The 18369-nt window shown below is 62.0% G+C and carries 22 protein-coding genes and 1 pseudogene; 8 read left to right on the top strand and 15 right to left on the bottom strand.

Going from position 1 to position 18369, the window contains the following annotated elements; genetic code table 11:
- Positions 1-191 precede the first annotated feature (191 nt).
- Entirely contained in the window at positions 192-1712 is a 1521-nt protein-coding gene (locus tag HNQ71_RS26220) for a sensor histidine kinase (protein WP_425492270.1), read from the top strand.
- A 71-nt stretch (positions 1713-1783) separates the two neighbouring features.
- Here the strand turns inward: HNQ71_RS26220 and HNQ71_RS26215 are convergent, their stop codons facing one another.
- The 3 genes from HNQ71_RS26215 to HNQ71_RS26205 all read right to left on the bottom strand — a co-directional run bounded on the left by HNQ71_RS26215 (position 1784) and on the right by HNQ71_RS26205 (position 3471).
- The gene (locus tag HNQ71_RS26215; protein ID WP_184875849.1) at positions 1784-2242 is read right to left on the bottom strand and encodes a hypothetical protein; all 459 of its coding nucleotides are present in this window, start codon (positions 2240-2242) and stop codon (positions 1784-1786) included.
- Between the two features lie 11 nt (positions 2243-2253).
- A complete protein-coding gene (locus HNQ71_RS26210) occupies positions 2254-2580 on the bottom strand; it encodes an ElaB/YgaM/YqjD family protein (RefSeq protein WP_184875847.1) in 327 nt (108 codons plus the stop codon).
- A gap of 129 nt (positions 2581-2709) precedes the next feature.
- A complete protein-coding gene (locus HNQ71_RS26205) occupies positions 2710-3471 on the bottom strand; it encodes a Crp/Fnr family transcriptional regulator (RefSeq protein WP_184875845.1) in 762 nt (253 codons plus the stop codon).
- 204 nt (positions 3472-3675) lie between these two features.
- Between HNQ71_RS26205 and HNQ71_RS26200 the strand changes: the two genes are divergently transcribed.
- Positions 3676-3996 (top strand): response regulator, encoded by a 321-nt coding sequence (locus HNQ71_RS26200; RefSeq protein WP_184876343.1) that lies wholly within the window; start codon positions 3676-3678, stop codon positions 3994-3996.
- A gap of 42 nt (positions 3997-4038) precedes the next feature.
- Here the strand turns inward: HNQ71_RS26200 and HNQ71_RS26195 are convergent, their stop codons facing one another.
- On the bottom strand, positions 4039-4590 hold the full coding sequence (locus HNQ71_RS26195; protein ID WP_095089299.1) for a sigma-70 family RNA polymerase sigma factor: 552 nt from the start codon (positions 4588-4590) through the stop codon (positions 4039-4041).
- A gap of 3 nt (positions 4591-4593) precedes the next feature.
- A complete protein-coding gene (locus HNQ71_RS26190; RefSeq protein ID WP_184875843.1) occupies positions 4594-4797 on the bottom strand; it encodes a NepR family anti-sigma factor in 204 nt (67 codons plus the stop codon).
- A 224-nt stretch (positions 4798-5021) separates the two neighbouring features.
- Here HNQ71_RS26190 and HNQ71_RS26185 point away from each other — a divergent pair, with 224 nt between their 5' ends.
- The 5 genes from HNQ71_RS26185 (at position 5022) to HNQ71_RS26165 (ending at position 8327) form a co-directional block, all read left to right on the top strand.
- Complete coding sequence (locus HNQ71_RS26185) at positions 5022-5816, top strand: response regulator (RefSeq protein ID WP_184875841.1); 795 nt, start codon at positions 5022-5024, stop codon at positions 5814-5816.
- Positions 5817-6023: 207 nt separating this feature from the next.
- Positions 6024-6188, top strand: a complete 165-nt coding sequence (locus HNQ71_RS26180) for a DUF1328 domain-containing protein (RefSeq protein WP_027031438.1) — start codon at positions 6024-6026, stop codon at positions 6186-6188.
- Positions 6189-6372: 184 nt separating this feature from the next.
- The gene (locus tag HNQ71_RS26175; protein WP_184875839.1) at positions 6373-7404 is read left to right on the top strand and encodes a sensor histidine kinase; all 1032 of its coding nucleotides are present in this window, start codon (positions 6373-6375) and stop codon (positions 7402-7404) included.
- A gap of 267 nt (positions 7405-7671) precedes the next feature.
- On the top strand, positions 7672-7998 hold the full coding sequence (locus HNQ71_RS26170) for a hypothetical protein (RefSeq protein WP_184875837.1): 327 nt from the start codon (positions 7672-7674) through the stop codon (positions 7996-7998).
- A gap of 83 nt (positions 7999-8081) precedes the next feature.
- On the top strand, positions 8082-8327 hold the full coding sequence (locus HNQ71_RS26165) for a YMGG-like glycine zipper-containing protein (protein ID WP_184875835.1): 246 nt from the start codon (positions 8082-8084) through the stop codon (positions 8325-8327).
- Between the two features lie 73 nt (positions 8328-8400).
- Here HNQ71_RS26165 and HNQ71_RS26160 read toward each other — a convergent pair whose 3' ends face one another.
- The 8 genes and pseudogenes from HNQ71_RS26160 to xylF form a co-directional block, all read right to left on the bottom strand.
- Positions 8401-10041, bottom strand: coding sequence for a CHASE domain-containing protein (locus HNQ71_RS26160; protein ID WP_184875833.1), 1641 nt, complete (start codon positions 10039-10041; stop codon positions 8401-8403).
- A 155-nt stretch (positions 10042-10196) separates the two neighbouring features.
- Positions 10197-10562: a nuclear transport factor 2-like protein gene (locus tag HNQ71_RS35030; protein ID WP_246462137.1), complete on the bottom strand. Its 366-nt coding sequence runs from the start codon at positions 10560-10562 to the stop codon at positions 10197-10199.
- 322 nt (positions 10563-10884) lie between these two features.
- Positions 10885-10983 (bottom strand): annotated as a pseudogene (locus HNQ71_RS35895) (hypothetical protein); the annotation flags it as partial.
- Positions 10984-11122: 139 nt separating this feature from the next.
- Complete coding sequence (locus tag HNQ71_RS26150; protein ID WP_246462165.1) at positions 11123-11428, bottom strand: EthD family reductase; 306 nt, start codon at positions 11426-11428, stop codon at positions 11123-11125.
- Between the two features lie 43 nt (positions 11429-11471).
- Positions 11472-11780, bottom strand: a complete 309-nt coding sequence (locus HNQ71_RS26145; RefSeq protein ID WP_184875826.1) for a putative quinol monooxygenase — start codon at positions 11778-11780, stop codon at positions 11472-11474.
- Between the two features lie 92 nt (positions 11781-11872).
- On the bottom strand, positions 11873-12673 hold the full coding sequence (locus HNQ71_RS26140; RefSeq protein ID WP_184875825.1) for an ATP-binding cassette domain-containing protein: 801 nt from the start codon (positions 12671-12673) through the stop codon (positions 11873-11875).
- 11 nt (positions 12674-12684) lie between these two features.
- Positions 12685-14016, bottom strand: a complete 1332-nt coding sequence (locus HNQ71_RS26135) for a sugar ABC transporter permease (protein ID WP_184875823.1) — start codon at positions 14014-14016, stop codon at positions 12685-12687.
- Positions 14017-14156: 140 nt separating this feature from the next.
- Positions 14157-15197, bottom strand: a complete 1041-nt coding sequence (gene xylF, locus HNQ71_RS26130; protein ID WP_184875821.1) for a D-xylose ABC transporter substrate-binding protein — start codon at positions 15195-15197, stop codon at positions 14157-14159.
- Positions 15198-15552: 355 nt separating this feature from the next.
- Between xylF and HNQ71_RS26125 the strand changes: the two genes are divergently transcribed.
- Entirely contained in the window at positions 15553-16800 is a 1248-nt protein-coding gene (locus HNQ71_RS26125) for an ROK family protein (protein WP_184875819.1), read from the top strand.
- Between the two features lie 152 nt (positions 16801-16952).
- Here the strand turns inward: HNQ71_RS26125 and phoB are convergent, their stop codons facing one another.
- Together phoB and phoU are read right to left on the bottom strand one after the other, a co-directional pair.
- The gene (gene phoB / locus HNQ71_RS26120; RefSeq protein ID WP_010911896.1) at positions 16953-17642 is read right to left on the bottom strand and encodes a phosphate regulon transcriptional regulator PhoB; all 690 of its coding nucleotides are present in this window, start codon (positions 17640-17642) and stop codon (positions 16953-16955) included.
- A 19-nt stretch (positions 17643-17661) separates the two neighbouring features.
- Positions 17662-18369, bottom strand: coding sequence for a phosphate signaling complex protein PhoU (phoU, locus tag HNQ71_RS26115; RefSeq protein ID WP_184875817.1), 708 nt, complete (start codon positions 18367-18369; stop codon positions 17662-17664).

Here is an 18369-nt window from a genome sequence, read left to right as displayed (position 1 = left end):
AATGATCTTGGTCTTGATCGGTCCTTGTCTCGTTTTACGCCGACTGGCGCGGTCAGCGAAACACGGTCGGGTAACGGTTCCTCGCTAGGATGGTTCCGGGGACGCCGGCTGGTCATGAGCCGGCAGATTCGAGATGCAGCGAAGGCCGGGACGGGCCATTGGGGACTTGGGTGAACAGCAAGGCGGAAACAGTGCCAAATCTGCCGGCCGAAGTTGCGCGCGCGGTCAAGGACGAGGCTCGGCTGGCCGTGCTGCACGGTCTGGAGGCATTGGACACGGGGGCCGATCCGGATTTCGACCGCATAGGCAGCCTTGCCGCGGCGGCGATGCAGGTTCCGATCGCCTTGGTGACGCTCGTCGACCATAAGCGCCAGTGGTTCAAATCCTGTGTCGGTCTGGACGAGACCGAAACCGCCACCGATATCTCGTTCTGCGCCCATGCGATTGCCGCCGGCGACGAGCCTATGGTTGTGGCGGATGCCGCGACGGACCCACGCTTTGTGACCAACCCCCTGGTCACCGGCAAGCACAATATCCGCTTCTACGCCGGCGCGCCGATGATCGTGGCAGGCGCCCGCATCGGGACGCTGTGCGTGCTCGATCGCAAGCCGCATGCCTATCCGTCCAGCGCCATGCTCGAGCAGTTGAAGGCGCTTGCCGACCTCGCCGGCAGCCTGTTCACCTTGAAGGATGCGACCCGCAGCGGCGCCATCGCCGAAGCAGCGCTGGTGCGAGAGGAAAAGCGGCGCGCCATCGCGCTCGACGCGGCTTCGCTCGCCAGTTGGGCATGGGACATCCGCACCGACATCATCGAATGCGACACCTTGCTGTCGGAGTTGTTCAACCTGCCGCGTTCGAACCGGCTGCGGGCGCGCGACATCCTCACCGCCATCGATCCTCGCGACGTCCACCAGACCGAAACCCGCTTTCGCGATGCCTTGACCGGCAGCGACGACTATTTCGGCGAATACCGGGTGAAGGGCTTTCATCCGCCGCGCTGGCTCGCCACGCGTGGTCGCGTCATCGAGCGCGACGGCGACGGCAAGCCGACCCTGATCTTTGGCGTCAACTACGACATCACCGAACGCAAGCTTGGCGACGAGCGGCAACGGCTGCTGTTGCGCGAGCTCAACCACCGCGTCAAGAACACGCTGGCGACCGTCCAGGCGCTGGCGACGCAGACGGTGCGCCATGCCCGCCAGCCGAGCGAGTTCCTCGAAGCTTTTGGTGGACGGCTTCAGGCCCTGGGCATCGCGCACAATCTGTTATCCGACCGCGAGTGGCGCGGCATCGGCATCCGTGAACTCGTCCAGATCGAGGTCAGGCCCTTCGACACCGCCGACCAGCCGCGCATGACGATCTCCGGCGACGAGTTGTTGCTTTCGCCCGACCAGGCCGTCGGGCTTGGCCTGATCCTGCATGAACTGGCCAGCAATGCGCTGCAATATGGCTCGCTGTCGGCGGCGTCCGGCAGGGTTGATCTCGGCTGGAGGACGCAAGGCAGAAAGGGTGCCCGGCGGCTTGTGCTGACCTGGCGCGAAAGCGGCGGCCCGCAAGTCGCCCCGCCGGAGCGACACGGCTTCGGCTCGATCCTCATCCGCCGCAGCCTTGCCAAGGTCATTTCAAGCGAAGTGACCCATGAGTTCCGGCCCGACGGCGTGTTTGCCGAAATTTCGATGCCGCTGGAAGATCTGTCGAGCGACAAACCATGATCGCAACCGAAAGGCCGCGACGCAACGTTGAAGCCGGTTTCGGAGAGATCATGGTCAAAAAGAAAATGACCTTATTTCCGCTCGCCTTCTTCCGAATCGTCTGACTTCACGTTTTCGCGGTAGATGGCGTAGGCGGCCAGCGCCACGGCCGGACCGAGAATGACGCCGAGACCGCCTTTGCCCTTGAGCAGCGCCGGCAGCACGGCAAGCGCCGCGGTGATGCCGATCGCTTTCATGTCGGCATTGCGCTGTTGTGCCCGACGCCTGGCACGTGATCCTGCGGATATCTGGAAAACCAGGAGGATCAGCCCCGCAAGCAGCAGGAAACCGGCGCCAAAGCCCAGCGCGGCGGCAAGCGATCCGTAGCGACTTGCCGTCCAGATATAGGCTGCCCCGACCAGAAAGCCGAGGCCGCAGAGCGCCACTGATATGGCGAGCCCATAGACGATTGCCGCCGTGCGCGCCCGGCGCATGGCGGCGACGGTTTCGCCCGATGCCAGACCTGCAATCAGGGATGCGAGCATTCCCATCTGGAATGCGACTAGCGACGCGCGAGGAGCGCGAAGAGGAAGCCGACACCGGCGGCGATCGCCAGTGAGGTCACCGGCTTTTCGCGCACGCTCGCCATCAACTGCGCTTCGATATCCTTGGCATTGCCGCGCAGGCTGTCAAAGGCTGCCTCGCCTTGCGCACGCAATTGCTCGACCCCTTCCGTCGCCGCACGCCGCGCAGTGCCGTAGCCATGCTCGCCGGTCTTGGCCAACTGCTTGGTAAGCTTGTCGATATCGGCCTTCAATTGCCTGATATCGGCTTCGAGATCTGAATTCGACCGGCTTTCGGTTGCGGTCTTTCCTGCGGCAGTTGCCATTGCTTAACTCCTTGTGATTGCTTGATTTCAAACGCGCCGCATGTCTCAAGGTTCCGGCATCACGGACAAAGTAGCCGAAAACGCTTGCGTGTGCACCCGATCCGCTGGCGCTCAGAAAAAGGCGTTTCGTCAGATCAGCGGCCGGCGCGCCTCGCCCAGCCCTTCCCAGCCGGCGAGTTGCTTGAGCCTTTCATTGTCGGTGACCTCGCAACCGCCGTCGCGCCAAACAATCAGCTTTTTGTCCATCAGCTTGCGGATCGTCTTGTTGGTATGGACCAACGACAGGCCGAGCGTGTCGGCGATATGCTGTTGGGTGATCGGTATCTGGACGGATTGCTTGCCGTTCAGGCCAACGACCTTGGCCCGGCTGCCGATAAAGGCGATAAGATAGGCGGCGCGCTCGATGGCGCTGCGACGCCCAAGGCTGAGCAAATTCTCGTCCAGCATGCGCTCTTCGCGCGATGCGATCCAGGTGATGTCGTAGGCCAGCCCGGGATGATTGCGGTAGAGCTCATGGAGAGACTCGCGTTCGAAAACGCACAGCAGCATCGGCGACAGCGCTTCGACGGAATGCTGCATTTCGCCCATCACGCTGCCCTGCAGGCCGATCAGATCGCCGGGCATGAGATAGTTGAGGATCTGGCGGCGGCCGTCCTGCAACAGCTTGTAGCGGAACGCCCAGCCGGAGAGCACGGTGTAGAGATGGGCACTGTGGCTTCCCTCCACCAGGACCGTGGCGCCCTTGTCGACGGCGAGCTCGCCCTTCTTGAATTTGCTGATGAAGGCTAGTTCCTGTTTTTCGAAGTCGCGGAAGACCGGTAACGGCCGCAACGGGCAGTTCTCGCAAGGATACTGGCGACTGGCGACGGCACGACCGTTCTGGCCTGACATTTCGACCCCTCTTCGAAAGCCCGCACGAGGCTGCGTCCCAACGCGTTTGCGCGGATCGAGGTTCCGGACGGGCACATGTCTTTTTTAAATGACAGCTTGCCAAATAGCGATCATGACTCCGATCCTTACAAGGAGCCCTTGCCTGTGTCCCCTTTGCTTGATGGATTGCGGATTCTGGTCCTGGAGGATGAATTTCTCATCGCCATGGATGTCGAACAGCTTTGCCGTGATCATGGCGCCGACGAGGTGGTGATCGCCCGCGATCTGGCCGAGATCGACGGTCGGCAGGTCGCCAGGCACTTCGACGCCGCCATTGTCGACCTTATGCTCGGCGGCGCCTCGACACTCGATTTCGCCTCGGGCCTGCGCGCGGCAGGCGTGCCGTTCGTATTTGCCTCGGGCTATTCGGATCCCGATGAAATCAAGACATCGTTTCCGGGCGTCAGGCTGGTCGGCAAGCCCTATTCGGGTGAGGACCTCATGCAAGCGGTGGCGGCGGCCTGCGGACGGGGTTCTCCCGGCTGAGACACGATCCAACTCCTGCGGATCGCGCCTCGCGACCGCAGGTCAGTTGGCCGGCGAGCCCGTTACCTGGGTCGAAATCGCATCCGGACCATACTCGTCTTCGCCGGAGATCTTCAGGATCTCCTGCAGTCGCGTGCGGGCCCGGCTGACGCGGCTCTTGATCGTCCCGACGGCGCAACCGCAGATTTCGGCGGCCTCCTCATAGGAGAAGCCCGACGCGCCGATGAGGATGATGGCTTCGCGCTGGTCCTCCGGCAATTGTTCGAGGGCGCCGCGAAAATCCTTCAGGTCGAGTTGGCCATGCTGGGCCGGATGAACGGCAAGCCTGGCCGTCATGATGCCGTCGCTGTCTTGCACCTCACGCCCGCGCTTGCGCATCTGCGAATAGAATTCATTGCGCAGGATGGTGAAAAGCCACGCCTTGAGATTGGTGCCGGGTTGGAAGCTCTCATGCTTGTCCCAGGCCTTGACCAGTGTTTCCTGGACGAGATCGTCCGCCTTGTCGGCATTTTGCGTTAGCGACACGGCAAAGGCGCGCAAGCTTGGGATTGCCCCAAGCAGATCGGTCTTGAAGCCTTGGGAGACCGCTGCCATGCTTCAGTCCTTCTTCTGTGCGGGTTCGGCCTGTTCCAGTTGACTGAGCAACTGTGCAAAGCGATCCGGCACATCGTCAGAGACCAGCTCATCGTAATATTGTTTGAGTTTGCGTCCGATTTCGGAATTCGGCCCGAGTGCGTCACCGGAACCGTTCCGGCGCCTGCCCGCGACGCCAGCCAGAATATCTTTCGTCATATCCTTCATTTTGCCCTTGTATTCCCAGCGCCCAAGCCGCTCATAACACTACTCAACACAACGCAAGCGGCACCCTCGTCTGGTTGCCCGTCCGAACTTCAAACGCCGTCCCGGCGCGTTAGTTCCATCAAGGTCGGAACTTTTTCTCAAGCCCTGCGTTGTTTAAGCGGGGCTTGCAATCAGCTTGACCTGCACTCTATGCAACCACGTCATTCTGAGGGAGACGTCTTACCATGAGCTTATCAGCCACCATCGCACCACATCTGCCGTTCCTGCGCCGCTTCTCGCGGGCCGTTTCCGGATCGCAGGAGAGTGGTGACGCGCTGGTCGCCGCGATGCTCGAAGCCATCATCGCCGATGTCGATATCTTTCCCGAGGCCTCGAGCGACCGCATTGCGCTTTACAAGGTTTTCGCCAAGCTGTTCACGTCGATCGCCATACGCGTCCCGCAGGAGCAGGCTCAGTCGCCGTGGGAACAGCGCGCCGCCGCCAATCTGAACGCGATTGCGCCGCGTCCCCGCCAGGCCTTCCTGCTGGTTGCCGTCGAAGGTTTCAGCGAGGATGAGGCGGCCGAGATCCTCGATGTCGGCGACCAGGAGTTTTCAGAACTGCTTGCCCAGGCTAGCAACGAGATATCCCGCCAGGTGGCAACGGACGTGCTAATCATCGAGGATGAACCGCTGATCGCCATGGATATAGAAGAAATGGTCGAGAGCCTCGGGCACCGCGTCGTCGGAACGGCGCGCACGCATGCCGAGGCGGTGACGATGTTCGGCAAGATGCGACCCAAGATGGTGCTTGCCGATATCCAGCTTGCCGACGGCAGCTCGGGCATCGAGGCCGTGAACGAGATCCTGTCCTCGACATCGGTGCCGGTGATCTTCATCACCGCCTTCCCCGAGCGGCTCTTGACCGGCGAACGCCCCGAGCCGGCCTTTCTGGTCACCAAGCCGTTCAACCCCGACATGGTTAAGGCATTGATCAGCCAGGCGCTGTTCTTCGATCGCCAGGCGAAAGCCGCCGCCTAAGGGAGCACTTCTTGACGGCACGACGCGGTATCAAAAGGCCGCCTGATGCGATGCATCAGGCGGCCTTTTGGATGCCCGGACCCGTCATCGGCGAATTCCCGGCGTCACCCTGCCCAGAACGATTTGCAAGCATCGTCTTTTTCGGCAAATGGTGGAACAAACCGCATTTACTCACGTTTTCATCGCACCATTCGAAGGAGATGGATCATGCTCTACTGGGCGCTCGTATTTCTCGTCGTGGCAATCATAGCCGGCGCGCTTGGTTTCGGCGGCATCGCCGGCACGTCTGCGGGCATAGCGCAGATATTGTTTTTCATCTTTCTCGCTTTCCTGGTCATTTCGCTTCTTGCCGGCCTGTTCAAACGGGCGTGAGGACCGAACGATCATTCGAGCGAACACTGGAAGCCGCACCCCTCAAACGGTTTCCAGCCACCGCCGGGCGGTGTCCTTCACAGGACACCGCCCGGCGGACCGCTTTGGAGGCTGGTTTCCGTAAACCTCTGGAACCCATTGCATAGTGAACCGTTCAGCCTGAGTTGGGTGGACAGATTGGCAGATGCGTTCGAGGACCGGAGATAGGAAACAAGACGTGCCTGGCGATGAAGTCATCGCCTTGCATCCCGCCGAAAGCGGCATGCAACTTGGCCGGGCCCTTCTCCACGCGCTGCACAATGCCGGCATTTCCGTTCTCTATCAGGATCGCGAACTGAAAACGGTATGGGCGCGCAATATGCGTGCGCCGTGGGCTTCCGACACCGCAGACGGCAACGGCATCCTGCCCGCAGCGCAGATCGACCGCATCGGCGCGGCGAAGCGCGACGTCATCGCATCCGGCAATCCGCAACGCCTCGAAATCAGCGTCCCCGCAGAGGACGGCTTTCGCTGGTTTCAGGTCTGGGTCGACGCAGACCATGGCGATGGTGGCACGGTGCAAGGTGTCGTCACCACCATGGTCGAAACGACCGATCAGAAGCGCCGTGAGCAGACCCTGACGACATTGTTGCGCGAAGTCAGCCATCGCTCGAAGAACCTCCTGGCGATCATTCAAAGCATAGCCACCCAGACCGGGCGCTATTCCGATGGCATCGCTGATTTCCTGACGCGCTTTCGCGGTCGGCTGCAATCGTTGGCCTCGTCCCAGGATCTGGTGACCTCCTCAAATTGGCGCGGCGCTGCACTTCGCGAACTGGTGTCGGGCCAGGTCGGTCGCAACGGAGTGGATCCGTCCCACGGCCTGCGCTTCCGTGGCGCAAACCCCTATCTCAATCCCAACGCCGCGCTGCACATCGGCCTTGCCATGCATGAACTCGCCGTCAATTCGGTCAGCTATGGCGCCCTTTCACGTCCAGATGGCTTCGTTGAAGTTACGACCGATCTCAATGCCGCTGCCGGAGGCCCGGCGCTGTCGCTGACATGGGCCGAAATAGTACCGGCGAGCGACATCGAGCACAGCCAGAAACGCTTCGGCAGTGTCGCGCTCGAGCGGGTCGTGCCCGCCTCCCTGAACGGAACGGCGACGCTGGAGCTTATGCCCGGTCGCCTCGAATACCGCCTCGTCGTTCCGCACGGCAATTTTGAAACCGAGTGAAGCGCCCGCGCCTCCCCCAGGATCATCCTTAACCGGCTACTCACCATAAAAGCGGATTCTGTTTTCCCCAGATACCGCTGGAACCTGCCGCACCGCCGAACATTGCCGCGTCCTGTTGCAGCTGGTTTCCTGACGTCCATCACACTGCGTCTGCTATCACGGCCGGCGCCGGAATTACCCGTTGCGCCGCGTTATTTCGCTGGTCGCCCTGCGGCCGAGGAACTTTGGCGGCTATGGACCGTTACTGTGGCGAGAGGACATGTCGCCATGGAACACATTGCTGCATTGTTGCTGGTCATCGGTTGCTCGAACACGATGGCCGACTGCCATGAATTGCAGGTACCGGTGAGCGTTTTCGCGACCGCCGACCAATGCGTCGCCGAACGGCCATTCGCGCTGGGCGACGTGCAGGGGCAGGCTCAGCACATTGTCGGCAAGTGCCTTGCCGTCGATCCGGCGCTCGAAGACGACTATGACCAGATCGTCTGGAACGTGCGCCCGGACGGCACGCTCAACGCTTCCCTGGCTATCTCCAACGTCGTGATGGCATCGAACGCGGCGCGCCCAGAAAAAGACTATCTTCGCCAACAATAGATTGCAGCAGCAGCGGCCGCCATTTAATGCTAAATGGCTGTCAGAGCTTACCAAAGTGTGGACACAAAGTGAGGAGTGACTCTATGCGGAAGATGATTATTGCCATGATTGCGGTGGCTGCCCTCAGCGGCTGCACAAGCACCGAGCAGGATGTGGTTGGCGGCGGCTTGATTGGCGCCGGTGTCGGCGGCTTGGTCGGCGGCGGCAAGGGCGCGCTGATCGGTGCGGCAGTCGGTGCCGGTTCCGGCCTGCTGGTTCGCAGACTGCAGAACGGCTATTGTCAGTATCGCGATCATCGCGGCCGGATCTACACGGCTCGCTGCAACTAGTTCGGCGATAATCGAAACGTCGATCCGGAGACCGGCCCGCCGGCCTCCGGATTTTTGACGACTGCACGCTGCATTAGCCTGTCAACGGAATCCTGATCTCCACATTCAACCCGTCATCGCGATAATCGCGGTTGATCGTGCCGCGCAATTCGCGCGTGACGTTGAGGTCGATCAGCTTGGTGCCGAATCCGATCTTGGCCGGCGCCTCGAGTTTCCCCTGCCCGGTTTCGCGCCAGTTGAGAACCAGTACCCCGTCGCGCCCTCGCCCTTCGAGCGACCAGTCGACCTTGAGCGCCCAATCTCCCTTGAGCGAACTGGCTGAATTGCCGGTTTCGCCATATTTTAATGCATTCGTCGCCAGTTCATGGAACGTCAGGCCGAGCGCCTGCGTCGTGGTTTCGTCGAGCAGCACCTCCGGCCCCGACAAAAGCTTCTCGGGCAGCTCCTTGCCGAACACCTGGCCGAGCTCGATGCGCAGGAGATCGCCAAGATCGGCCTTCTGCCAGCGCGAGCGCGTCAGCATGTCCTGAGACGCCGCCATCGCCTGCAGCCTGGCCGAGAAGGACGAGGAAAATTCGTTGACGTCTGTGGCCCGCGAGGCCGTCTGGCGCGCGATCGCCAGCACCCTGGTGATCGAATTCTTGATGCGGTGCTTCATCTCCTGCAGCATCAGGTCTTTTTCGAGCAGGCTCTTTTCCGTCGTCTCATGCAGGCGCGACGCCGCCTCATAGGCCCGCTCCTGATAGCGCGCCACCAAAGCGATGGCGCCCGCCAGCAGCAAGCCGAACAGCCCCAGCATCACCGGAATGGCACGCGACGACGGCTGCGAAAAGGCGCTTGTCGGCCGAAACAGGACCGTCCACGGTTGGCCGGCCACCATGATCTTGCGGGTGACCAGCAGCCTGTCCCCGAAGGATGACGCTGGTGGCGTCTCCGACCGGAACAAGAGATTGTCGCCGCTCACAGCGCCGTCATAGATTTCCGTGTTGACCGGCAGCAGCGGCGACCGGCTGAGCGCTATCTGGAACAGGTCCCGTGCCCGAAAAGCCGCATAGAGAAAGCCGGCCGTGGAGGATCTGGACGCATTGATGACATCGGGAGCGGTTTCGACATTGAGCCGCACGAAGACCAGGAAGCCGGGGAACGTCTGCGCCGCACCCGTGCTCTGGCCGAGCTGCACCAGCGCGCTGGCGTGCTGCTCATCGTCGGACATTGCCTTTTCGATGGCCACGCGCCGCACCGGTTCGCTGAACATGTCGTAGCCGATGGCGGCCTGGTTGGACGGATCCAGCGGCTCGAACATCACGATGGGCGCGCGCCAGGGTTGCGTGGTGTCCGGATAGATCGGATGGCTGACACCATGGTCGTGCAGCATGTCGCGTTCGACCGCCGCCTCGTCCCCCGTCTTTACCAGTCTGAGAAAGCCGATACCGCGCAAGCCGGCGAAGTTGTTGTCGACATCGAGCGCGTTGAAGAACGCCTTGAACTCGTTCTGCGAGATATTGCCGTTGCTGGCATCGAACAGGGCCTGCGTCGACCGCAGCAGCGACAGATGCAGGTCGATGCGGCTCTCGATCCGGTTGAGCGCATCGTCGGCCGTAGCTTCGAATTTGATGCGGGCAGCTTCCTGCGTCGCGAAATAGGCAAACCCCGCCATCGTCATGCTGATCAGTGCAACGGCGACGAACGCGACGATTGGAAAAAGCTTCTTCAACGGATGATGCGGTCCATGGGCAATGTCGGACCTTTATGGGCAAGTCGACATGCCAACACAATGGCAAGGCCAAGCCATCATGACAGCTGGCACATCACATGACCGGCAACCAGCGGCCGGGCACGGTTCGTCCGGCCAGGGTGGTACCGTAGACGCTAGTCCAACCGCACCCAATCCATGGCTTCGAGCACATAGGGAGCGAACAAGAAATCCCGGATCTCGATGATCCGGCTTTCCGACCAGTCGATCAGGACAAAATGCGCGGGTCTTTCCATCGGGCCGGTGCTGTCGAAGACCAGCATAGCCGGCTTCCCTTCGACAGCGCCGAGGGCGAATCGCCATTTCGTCTCTTGCGCATAGCGCGTGAAATAGAGGCCGATCTTGTCGCGCCCTTCCAGTTGGAGCCGGTTCACCAGATCGAGCTTCACGTCGTCGGCAAGCATGACGCGGATTGCGTCGAAATCGCCGCTCCGGAACAGATGGACATAAGCGGCGATCTTGCGCCGGTCCGAATCGGACATCAGCGGCAGCCTCGTGTCCTCGGGCGCCTGCGCGAAAAGCCGCAGCGCAGCGCGCCCGCGCTGAAGCGCCGATTTGGCCGCTGTCGGAGAGCACCCGGCGATGTTTGATCTCCTCGATCGAATGACCCAGAACATCCTTGAGGATCACCGCGCAGCGCTGAAGTTCGGGCAGCCGCAGAAACGTCTGAAAGCTGACCGCGACGATGTCCGCTTCTGGAATAGGCGCCGCTTCGACGTCTTCAGTAAGCGGGACGACCGTGTTCCGGGATTTGACGCGCAGGAAATCGAGGCTCGCATTGTGGGCGATGCGGAACAGCCAGCCCTCGAGATTATCCACTCCGGCGCCCTGGGCTCGCGCGTGAAGGGCCTTGACGAGGGTGTCCTGCAATACATCCTCGCCATTGACCGCCGATCCCGTCATGCGCGCGCAGTAGCGGTGAAGGCGTGGCCGCAGCGCTTTCAGACGATCCTCGAATTCGTTCGCGTTCATGTATCGAGACCTATCCTCGCTTCCCCGCTCTTCGTCGTTATTTTGCCCGAGACGAACAAGGAAGGAGAGCTCAGACTTCTCTGTTGTCGAAAAGGAACATTTGGACGCCCGAGTCATCAGGCGCAAAAAGGCGTCGATCCGCCCCGGCCGCTTGCCCCTCCGCGCTGGCAAACGCCTTTTCGATGGCCGCAAGGTCGTCGAAATACAGCGTTCCGATCCGATGAATATTGGAGGGTCCTACCGGCGTTGCGATAGGGCCATTGCTGACTTCGTATTTCCTGAGGCCCGGAAGCTTCTTGGCGAGAGGCACGTGGATTTCGAAGTAATGCCGGTCAAACGCCTCGACGTTCTCCGGTGTCGGGTAAATCACAACCATCCGAGCCATTGCGGTTCTCCTTTGTTGCTTGTGTGACGCAACCTTACTTGTGCGTTTCGCTCAACACTGCCGAGCCCACCATCGAGTCCAGGCTCGCCAGCTCCCGAATCTTCGGGAAATAGGCTTTCATGCGTGGATCGCTGCGCATCGCCTCGACGGCTGCCGGGGTCTCCCACTCGGAGTAGATGACGACGCCTTCGCCGTCCTGCGCCGCGATCAGCCGGGTCATCTTCCAGCCGCGGAGCGTGCGGACCACCGTGTCGGTGTTCTGCTTCAAGAGCGCGATCAGCGCATCCTGCTTGCCGGGTTTGACCTTCAACAGATTGATCAAGATGACGGATTCGTCGGACATGGCATGTCTCCTTCTGTTCGGACACACCAAGGACGATCCGACGGGCAGAAACGGATCGAGACGTAGAAAGATTACTTTGGAAGATCGGAGTTCTAGGCGGCGATCTTCAGTGCGCCTGGCCCAGGAATGGCGCCGGGCGGACATTTGCCCAGAATGATCATGCCGAGCACCTCGTCCTGGGTCACATCGGTGGTGCGCGCGGTGCCGACGACCTGGCCGTTTTTCATGACGCAGACCCGGTCGGCAAGCTCGAACACGTCGTGGATGTCGTGGCTGATCAGGAAGATGCCGATGCCGTCGGACTTGAGCTGCTTGACCAGTTCGCCGACCTGCGCCGTTTCCTGCGGACCAAGTGCCGCCGTCGGCTCGTCCATGATCAGGATGCGCGCGTTGAACAGGATCGCGCGCGCGATCGCCACCGATTGCCGCTGTCCGCCCGACAGTTTGATCACCGGCTCCTTGAAGCGCTGGAAGCGGGGATTGAGCCGGCCCATCACCTTGCGCGCCTCCGCCTCCATCGCAACGTCGTCGAGTGTGCCCCAGGCGGTCATCAGTTCCCGGCCGAGGAACAAATTGGCGGCGGCATCGACATTGTCGGCCAAAGCCAGCGTCTGGTAGATCGTCTCGATGCCGTATTTCTTGGCGTCGCGCGGGTTGGAGATCGATGCCTCCTCGCCGTTGACGAAGATATGGCCCGCGTCGCGCTTGTACGCGCCGGACAGGATCTTGATCAGCGTCGACTTGCCGGCGCCGTTATGGCCGAGCAGCGCCACGACCTCACCGGGGAACAGGTCGATCGAAGCGTCGTCAACGGCGCGAATGCCGCCAAAGGCGATCGAGATGTTTCTCATGTCGATCAGCGCGGTGGCTGCGGGTGCAGTCTTGTCGATCATGGTCATGCCTCCTAAACGCGCTTGCGATAGACGGTGTCGAGCCAGACAGCGACGACGAGCACTGCGCCGACCACGATGCTCTGCAGCGGCGAGTCGATGCCGAGCAGCACCATGCCGGACTGCAGCGACTGCATCAGCAGCGCGCCGAGCATGGCGCCGAGCACCGTTCCGGAGCCGCCGGCAAGCGAGGTGCCGCCTATCACGGCGGCGGCGATCACCAGCAGCTCGTCCAACGTGCCCAGCGCATTGGTCGACGCGTTGAGGCGGGCCGACGAGATCGCCGCGCTGATCGCGGCCAGTACGCCCATGATCATGAACACCTTCATGGTCACCCAGCGGGTGTTTATGCCGGCGAGATTGGCGGCCTCCGGATTGCCGCCGATGGCAAAGACATAGCGGCCGAAACGGGTGCGTTTGGTGATGAAGGTCATGACGATACCGACCGCGACCGCCATCAGTACCGGGATGGCGATGCCGTGGGCGATGAACAGCCCACCTTCGGGAATGGTGATGCCGTTCTGCTGTGCATACTGGCGCACGATGCCTATTGGCCACGGATAGGAATTGGCGATCCAGACGGCCCCAAGGATGGCAGCGCAACTGACCAACCCGAGAAAGGTTTCCGCCCAGACGGGGCGCAGTGGAAAGTTGAACCGTTTGCGCTGCGACCGGCCGTTGAGCAGCGCGAAAGCGACAGCCGCGCAAGCGACGATGCCGACGATCCAGCTGGCGCTGGCGCCGATCGAGCCACGCGGTCCGCCGCCCATCAGCTGGAATGTAGCGTCGAGCGGCGCGACCGTGCGCCCATTGGTGATCAGCCATGCCATGCCGCGCCAGACCAACAGACCGCCCAGCGTCACGATGAAGGCAGGAACTTCGAGATAAGCGATGATGAAGCCCTGGAAGGCGCCGATCACAAGACCAAGCACCACGCCGGCGGCCAGTGCGATGATCCAGAGCCAGGGATTTCCAAGCTGGAATCCGATGACGCGAATGAGGAATTCGGCTTGCGCTACGCCCATGATCATACCGATCACGCCTTCGACGGAACCAACCGAAAGGTCGATGTTGCGCATGACGATGACCAGCACCATGCCGGTTGCCATGATCGCGACCGAGGAAGTCTGCACCGATAGGTTCCAGAGATTGCGCGGTGTCAGGAAAAGTCCGCCCGAAAGGATGTGAATGCCGACCCAGATGACCAGCAACGCACCGACCATGCCAAGCATGCGCGTATCGAGTTCGGTTGCCCTCAAGAAGCGTCCGACGGCGCTCAGTTCAGACGCACGCGCCCGGTCTGCGGGCGTATTTGCGGCAGGCGTGTTAGAGGTCGTGTCGGTCATGATGTCCTCCCAGCGGTTGCCGTCTGGCGCGGTTTCCGATGCTATTTGCTTTCCGCGGTCATTTGAAGCGGAATGCCCCTTGAGAAACGCCGCGGCCTTGAGGCCGCGGCGCCGAGATCGAACGGGGATCTGGTTCGGTTTTAGTTGCAGGCCGCGACGGTGCCGGCGGCGACGCCTGCGCAGACTTCGTCCTTCTTGATCCAGCCGGCGTCGATGACGACGTTGAGATTGTCCTTGGTGATCGCGATCGGGGTCAGGAACAGCGAGTTGGTCTCGTTGCCGCCGGGCGTGGTGAACTTCACGGCGTTCGGGATCTTGTCCAAGGCAGTGCCAGCTGCCAGCTGCGAGGCGATCTCGGCGGCGTTCTTGCCGAGTTCGCGTGCGTCCTTCCATACCGACACGGTCTGTGTGCCGAGTGCGACGCGGTTCAGTGCGGCATGGTCGCCGTCTTGGCCGGACACCGGAACCGATCCTGCCAGCCCTTGCGCCGTCAGCGCGGCGACGACGCCGCCGGCGGTGCCATCATTGGCCGCCACCACGGCGTCGACCTTGTTGTCGTTGGCGGTGAGGAACTGTTCCATGTTCTTCTGGGCATTGGCGGGCAGCCAACCGTCCGTATAGGCCTCGCCGACATTCTTGATCTTGCCGCTGTCGATGGCTGCCTTGAGCACTTCCATGGAGCCGGCGAACAGGAAATCGGCATTCGGATCGGCGCCGGAGCCCTTGATGAAGACGTAGTTGCCTTCCGGCTTGACCTTGAACACTTCGCGGGCCTGCATACGGCCGACTTCCTTGTTGTCGAAGGTCAGGTAGAACACGTTCTTGTTCTCGATCAGCCGGTCATAGCCGACGACCGGAATGCCTTCGTCCAGTGCCTTCTGCACCGCCGGGCCGATGGCCGAGGCATCCTGCGCAAGGACGATCAGCGCGTTGGCGCCCTGCGAAATCAGGCTCTCGACGTCGGTGAGCTGCTTGCCAGGATTGGACTGCGCATCAGCGGAAATGTATTTGTCACCAGCCGCCTCGATGGCCTTCTTCATCGCCGCTTCGTCGGTCTTCCAGCGCTCTTCCTGGAAGTTGGACCACGAAACACCGATGACCTTGTCCTTCGCCTGCGCGACCGACGCGAGCGTCAGTGACATGGCGACACCCGCCAGGATGGCGGCTGTGAATCTTTTCATAATATCCTCCCTGCGCCGCGTATGGCGCGACCAAACTGACCCGTAGGCCGGCACAGAGGCTCTATTTTTTCGAGCCTCGAAAAAATACTGATCCAACGTCCGAACGCTGTCAACATCGATTTTGATGGATTTTGACGTCTCTCCGAGTTTTTTTCGAGCTCCGGAATAAATAATGACAGGATGGTGGGCTTCTGCCAGAATTTGGCTTGGCGCATCTTGCCCCAAAAGTGCGCAGCGGTTTTGGGGCAACGACACGCGCAGAAACAAGTGCCTGAAGCGCGTCGCGCTTTCAGGCTTCGCTGATGGCCTTCGGGAGGCACGAAAGGCTGCGGCGACCGGGAGGATGTGAAAAAGCATGTCGGTCGGAATCCGCCACGACGATCTGCGCCGCCGCAACCGGGCGATGGTGATTGCGGCCGTGCGCCGCGCGGGACAGCCGTCCCGCACCGAGATAGCCGCGACCACGGGCCTCAGCCATTCGACCATATCGGCGATCTCCTCCGACCTCATCGGCGAAGGCATCCTGTCCGAGAGCAAGCCGAGCGAGGCCGGCTCGCTCAAACGCGGCCGGCCGCAGGTCGGCCTCGGCCTCAATCCGGAAGCGGCGGCGGTGATGACCGTGGTGCTGTCGCTGAATTTTCTCTCGGTCGCCGTTATCGATTATGCCGGCCAGGTGATTGCCGAGGAACAGCGCCGGCTGGACACGCTGACCATGTCACGCGACACGCTGGTCGGGGAATGCGTCGCCATCGTACGGCGCCGTCTCGAAGACCCCGACCTCGACGTCCGCAGTGTCGCCCGCATTGCGCTGGCGATCCAGGGCATCACCGACACGCGCGCCCGCGCCATGCTGTGGTCGCCGATCACGCCGCACACCGATATCGCCTTCGCCGACATCCTCGAGGACGAGTTCGGCATCCCCGCCACCATGGAGAACGACTGCAACATGATGGCGATAGCGTTGCGCAGGCGCGACCCCGATCGCTACCGCGACGACTTTATCGCCATCCTGTTGTCGCACGGCATCGGCATGGGCCTGGTGCTGAAGGGCGAACTGTTCACCGGCACCCATTCCTCGGGCGGCGAGTTCGGCCATATGATCCATCAGCCGCACGGCGCGCTGTGCCGCTGCGGGCGGCGCGGCTGCGTCGAGGCCTATGCCGGCAACTACGCCATCTGGCGCAGCGCAAGGCAGATGAGTGAGGACGCGAAACCCGTGGCCGATGTCAGTGACGCCGACATGCGCGCGCTGGCGAGCGCGGCCCGCGAAAGGGATGGACCCGAGCGCGAGGCCTATCGCAAGGCCGGCGAGGCACTCGGCTACGGTCTCGGCAGCCTGTTCGCGCTGATTGATCCGGCGCCCGTCGCCATGGTCGGCGTCAGCGCCGCCGCCTTCGACCTGATCGAGCCGGCATTGCGCGAGGCGATTGCTCAGACCGCCGGCGGCCAGCATTCGAAATCGATTTCCTTCGACACCGAACCGAACGAACTTCCACTGATCCGCGAAGGCTGCGCCATGCGCGCGCTGACCTTTGTCGACCAGGAGATTTTTGCGCCGGGCACGCAGGCGAGATCCGGCCTCGGCGGCAAGAACGTTGCGTGAATAGCGCCGGGATGTGTTGAGATTCAGGTCAGGCCGCGCCGAGAATGGTGGGTTCCGAGAACCGGAACGGAGCGGACATTCGGGTCCGTGAGTACCGGAAGCGTAGGAAACTGCCGTTCGCAGGCCGGCATCACCTGAATATCAGCATATCCCTAATCTTCTCGGATCGCGTAGCCCGCCCCACGGATGGTGCGGATGACATCGGGCATGCGGCCATTGTTGACCGCCTTGCGCAGCCGGCCGACATGCACGTCGACCGTGCGTTCGTCGATGTAGATGGTCTCGCCCCAGACATTGTCGAGCAGCTGGCTGCGCGAGAACACACGGCCGGGATGGCGCATCATGAATTCGAGCAGGCGGAATTCGGTCGGGCCGAGCCGGATCTCGCTCTTCTTGCGATAGACCCGGTGCGATTCACGATCGAGCACGATGTCGCCGACCTTGAGCACGCTGGACAGCACTTCCGGCTTGGCGCGGCGCAGCAGCGCCTTGACCCTGGCCATGAACTCCGGCGTCGAGAACGGCTTGACGAGATAGTCGTCGGCGCCGGTCGAGAGGCCGCGCACACGATCGCTTTCCTCGCCACGCGCGGTTAGCATGATGATCGGCAGCCGCTCGGTCTCGGGACGCATTCTTAGCCGGCGGCAGAGTTCGATTCCGGAAACCGCCGGCACCATCCAATCCAGCACCAGAAGATCGGGGACGTTCTCCTGCAGCCGGATCTCGGCCTCGTCGCCGCGCGTCACCACCTCGACCTGGTAACCCTCGGACTCCAGATTATAGCGGAGCAGCACACCTAGCGGCTCCTCGTCCTCCACCACCATGATGCGTGGCGCGATCATCGACTGGTCACCCCTGCCGTCATGCCGCCGGCGCGGACATTGCCGTCTCGTCCTGCTTCGGACGATTGGCGGGCAGCTGCGTACCGGTCAAAACATAGTACGCATTTTCAGCGATGTTGGTGACGTGATCGCCGATGCGTTCGAGGTTCTTGGCGCAGAACAAAAGATGCGTGCAGGCGGTGATGTTGCGCGGGTCTTCCATCATGTAGGTCAGGAGCTCGCGGAACACGGAGGTGTATTTTACGTCGATGCGCTCGTCGTCGGCGCGCAGCTTCGCCAGAGCCGCCGCGTCGCGCGCCGCATATTCCTCGATGACGCCCTGCACCTGGATCAGCACCAGCTGCGCCATTGCGTCGATCGAGTGCGACAGGTCGCGCGGCGTGACGCTGAGGCCGACGGTGCCGACGCGCTTGGCGATGTTCTTGGCAAGGTCGCCGATGCGCTCGAGGTCGCCGGCCATGCGGATCGAACCGACCACATGGCGCAGATCGTCGGCCATCGGCTGCCGCTTGGCGATCAGTGTGATGGCGCGGTCGTCGAGCTCGCGCTGGCGCGCGTCCATGATCGCATCGTCGGAGACGACGCGCTGCGCCAGGGCGTTGTCGGAGTTCAGCAGCGCCTTGGTGGCGCCGCCGACCATCGAACCGGCCAGGTCGCCCATGTCGCGGATCAGCCTGCTGATCTGCCCGAGATCCTCGTCGAAAGAAGCGACTGTGTGTTCGCTCAT

The sequence above is a fragment of the Mesorhizobium sangaii genome (assembly GCF_014207355.1).
Taxonomy (GTDB): domain Bacteria; phylum Pseudomonadota; class Alphaproteobacteria; order Rhizobiales; family Rhizobiaceae; genus Mesorhizobium; species Mesorhizobium sangaii.
Note: the sequence above shows the minus strand (reverse complement) of the source record. Positions and strands in the feature narration are given on the sequence as shown.

What these genes read in the sequence shown, in the direction of transcription:
- HNQ71_RS26215 (WP_184875849.1), bottom strand. Translation starts at nt 2,242, where the DNA reads ATGGGAATGCTCGCATCCCTGATTGCAGGTCTGGCATCGGGCGAAACC.
- HNQ71_RS26210 (WP_184875847.1), bottom strand. Translation starts at nt 2,580, where the DNA reads ATGGCAACTGCCGCAGGAAAGACCGCAACCGAAAGCCGGTCGAATTCA.
- HNQ71_RS26205 (WP_184875845.1), bottom strand. Translation starts at nt 3,471, where the DNA reads ATGTCAGGCCAGAACGGTCGTGCCGTCGCCAGTCGCCAGTATCCTTGC.
- HNQ71_RS26200 (WP_184876343.1), top strand. Translation starts at nt 3,676, where the DNA reads ATGGATGTCGAACAGCTTTGCCGTGATCATGGCGCCGACGAGGTGGTG.
- HNQ71_RS26195 (WP_095089299.1), bottom strand. Translation starts at nt 4,590, where the DNA reads ATGGCAGCGGTCTCCCAAGGCTTCAAGACCGATCTGCTTGGGGCAATC.
- HNQ71_RS26190 (WP_184875843.1), bottom strand. Translation starts at nt 4,797, where the DNA reads ATGAAGGATATGACGAAAGATATTCTGGCTGGCGTCGCGGGCAGGCGC.
- HNQ71_RS26185 (WP_184875841.1), top strand. Translation starts at nt 5,022, where the DNA reads ATGAGCTTATCAGCCACCATCGCACCACATCTGCCGTTCCTGCGCCGC.
- HNQ71_RS26180 (WP_027031438.1), top strand. Translation starts at nt 6,024, where the DNA reads ATGCTCTACTGGGCGCTCGTATTTCTCGTCGTGGCAATCATAGCCGGC.
- HNQ71_RS26175 (WP_184875839.1), top strand. Translation starts at nt 6,373, where the DNA reads ATGCGTTCGAGGACCGGAGATAGGAAACAAGACGTGCCTGGCGATGAA.
- HNQ71_RS26170 (WP_184875837.1), top strand. Translation starts at nt 7,672, where the DNA reads ATGGAACACATTGCTGCATTGTTGCTGGTCATCGGTTGCTCGAACACG.
- HNQ71_RS26165 (WP_184875835.1), top strand. Translation starts at nt 8,082, where the DNA reads ATGCGGAAGATGATTATTGCCATGATTGCGGTGGCTGCCCTCAGCGGC.
- HNQ71_RS35030 (WP_246462137.1), bottom strand. Translation starts at nt 10,562, where the DNA reads ATGTCCGATTCGGACCGGCGCAAGATCGCCGCTTATGTCCATCTGTTC.
- HNQ71_RS26150 (WP_246462165.1), bottom strand. Translation starts at nt 11,428, where the DNA reads ATGGTTGTGATTTACCCGACACCGGAGAACGTCGAGGCGTTTGACCGG.
- HNQ71_RS26145 (WP_184875826.1), bottom strand. Translation starts at nt 11,780, where the DNA reads ATGTCCGACGAATCCGTCATCTTGATCAATCTGTTGAAGGTCAAACCC.
- HNQ71_RS26140 (WP_184875825.1), bottom strand. Translation starts at nt 12,673, where the DNA reads ATGATCGACAAGACTGCACCCGCAGCCACCGCGCTGATCGACATGAGA.
- HNQ71_RS26135 (WP_184875823.1), bottom strand. Translation starts at nt 14,016, where the DNA reads ATGACCGACACGACCTCTAACACGCCTGCCGCAAATACGCCCGCAGAC.
- xylF (WP_184875821.1), bottom strand. Translation starts at nt 15,197, where the DNA reads ATGAAAAGATTCACAGCCGCCATCCTGGCGGGTGTCGCCATGTCACTG.
- HNQ71_RS26125 (WP_184875819.1), top strand. Translation starts at nt 15,553, where the DNA reads ATGTCGGTCGGAATCCGCCACGACGATCTGCGCCGCCGCAACCGGGCG.
- phoB (WP_010911896.1), bottom strand. Translation starts at nt 17,642, where the DNA reads ATGATCGCGCCACGCATCATGGTGGTGGAGGACGAGGAGCCGCTAGGT.
- phoU (WP_184875817.1), bottom strand. Translation starts at nt 18,369, where the DNA reads ATGAGCGAACACACAGTCGCTTCTTTCGACGAGGATCTCGGGCAGATC.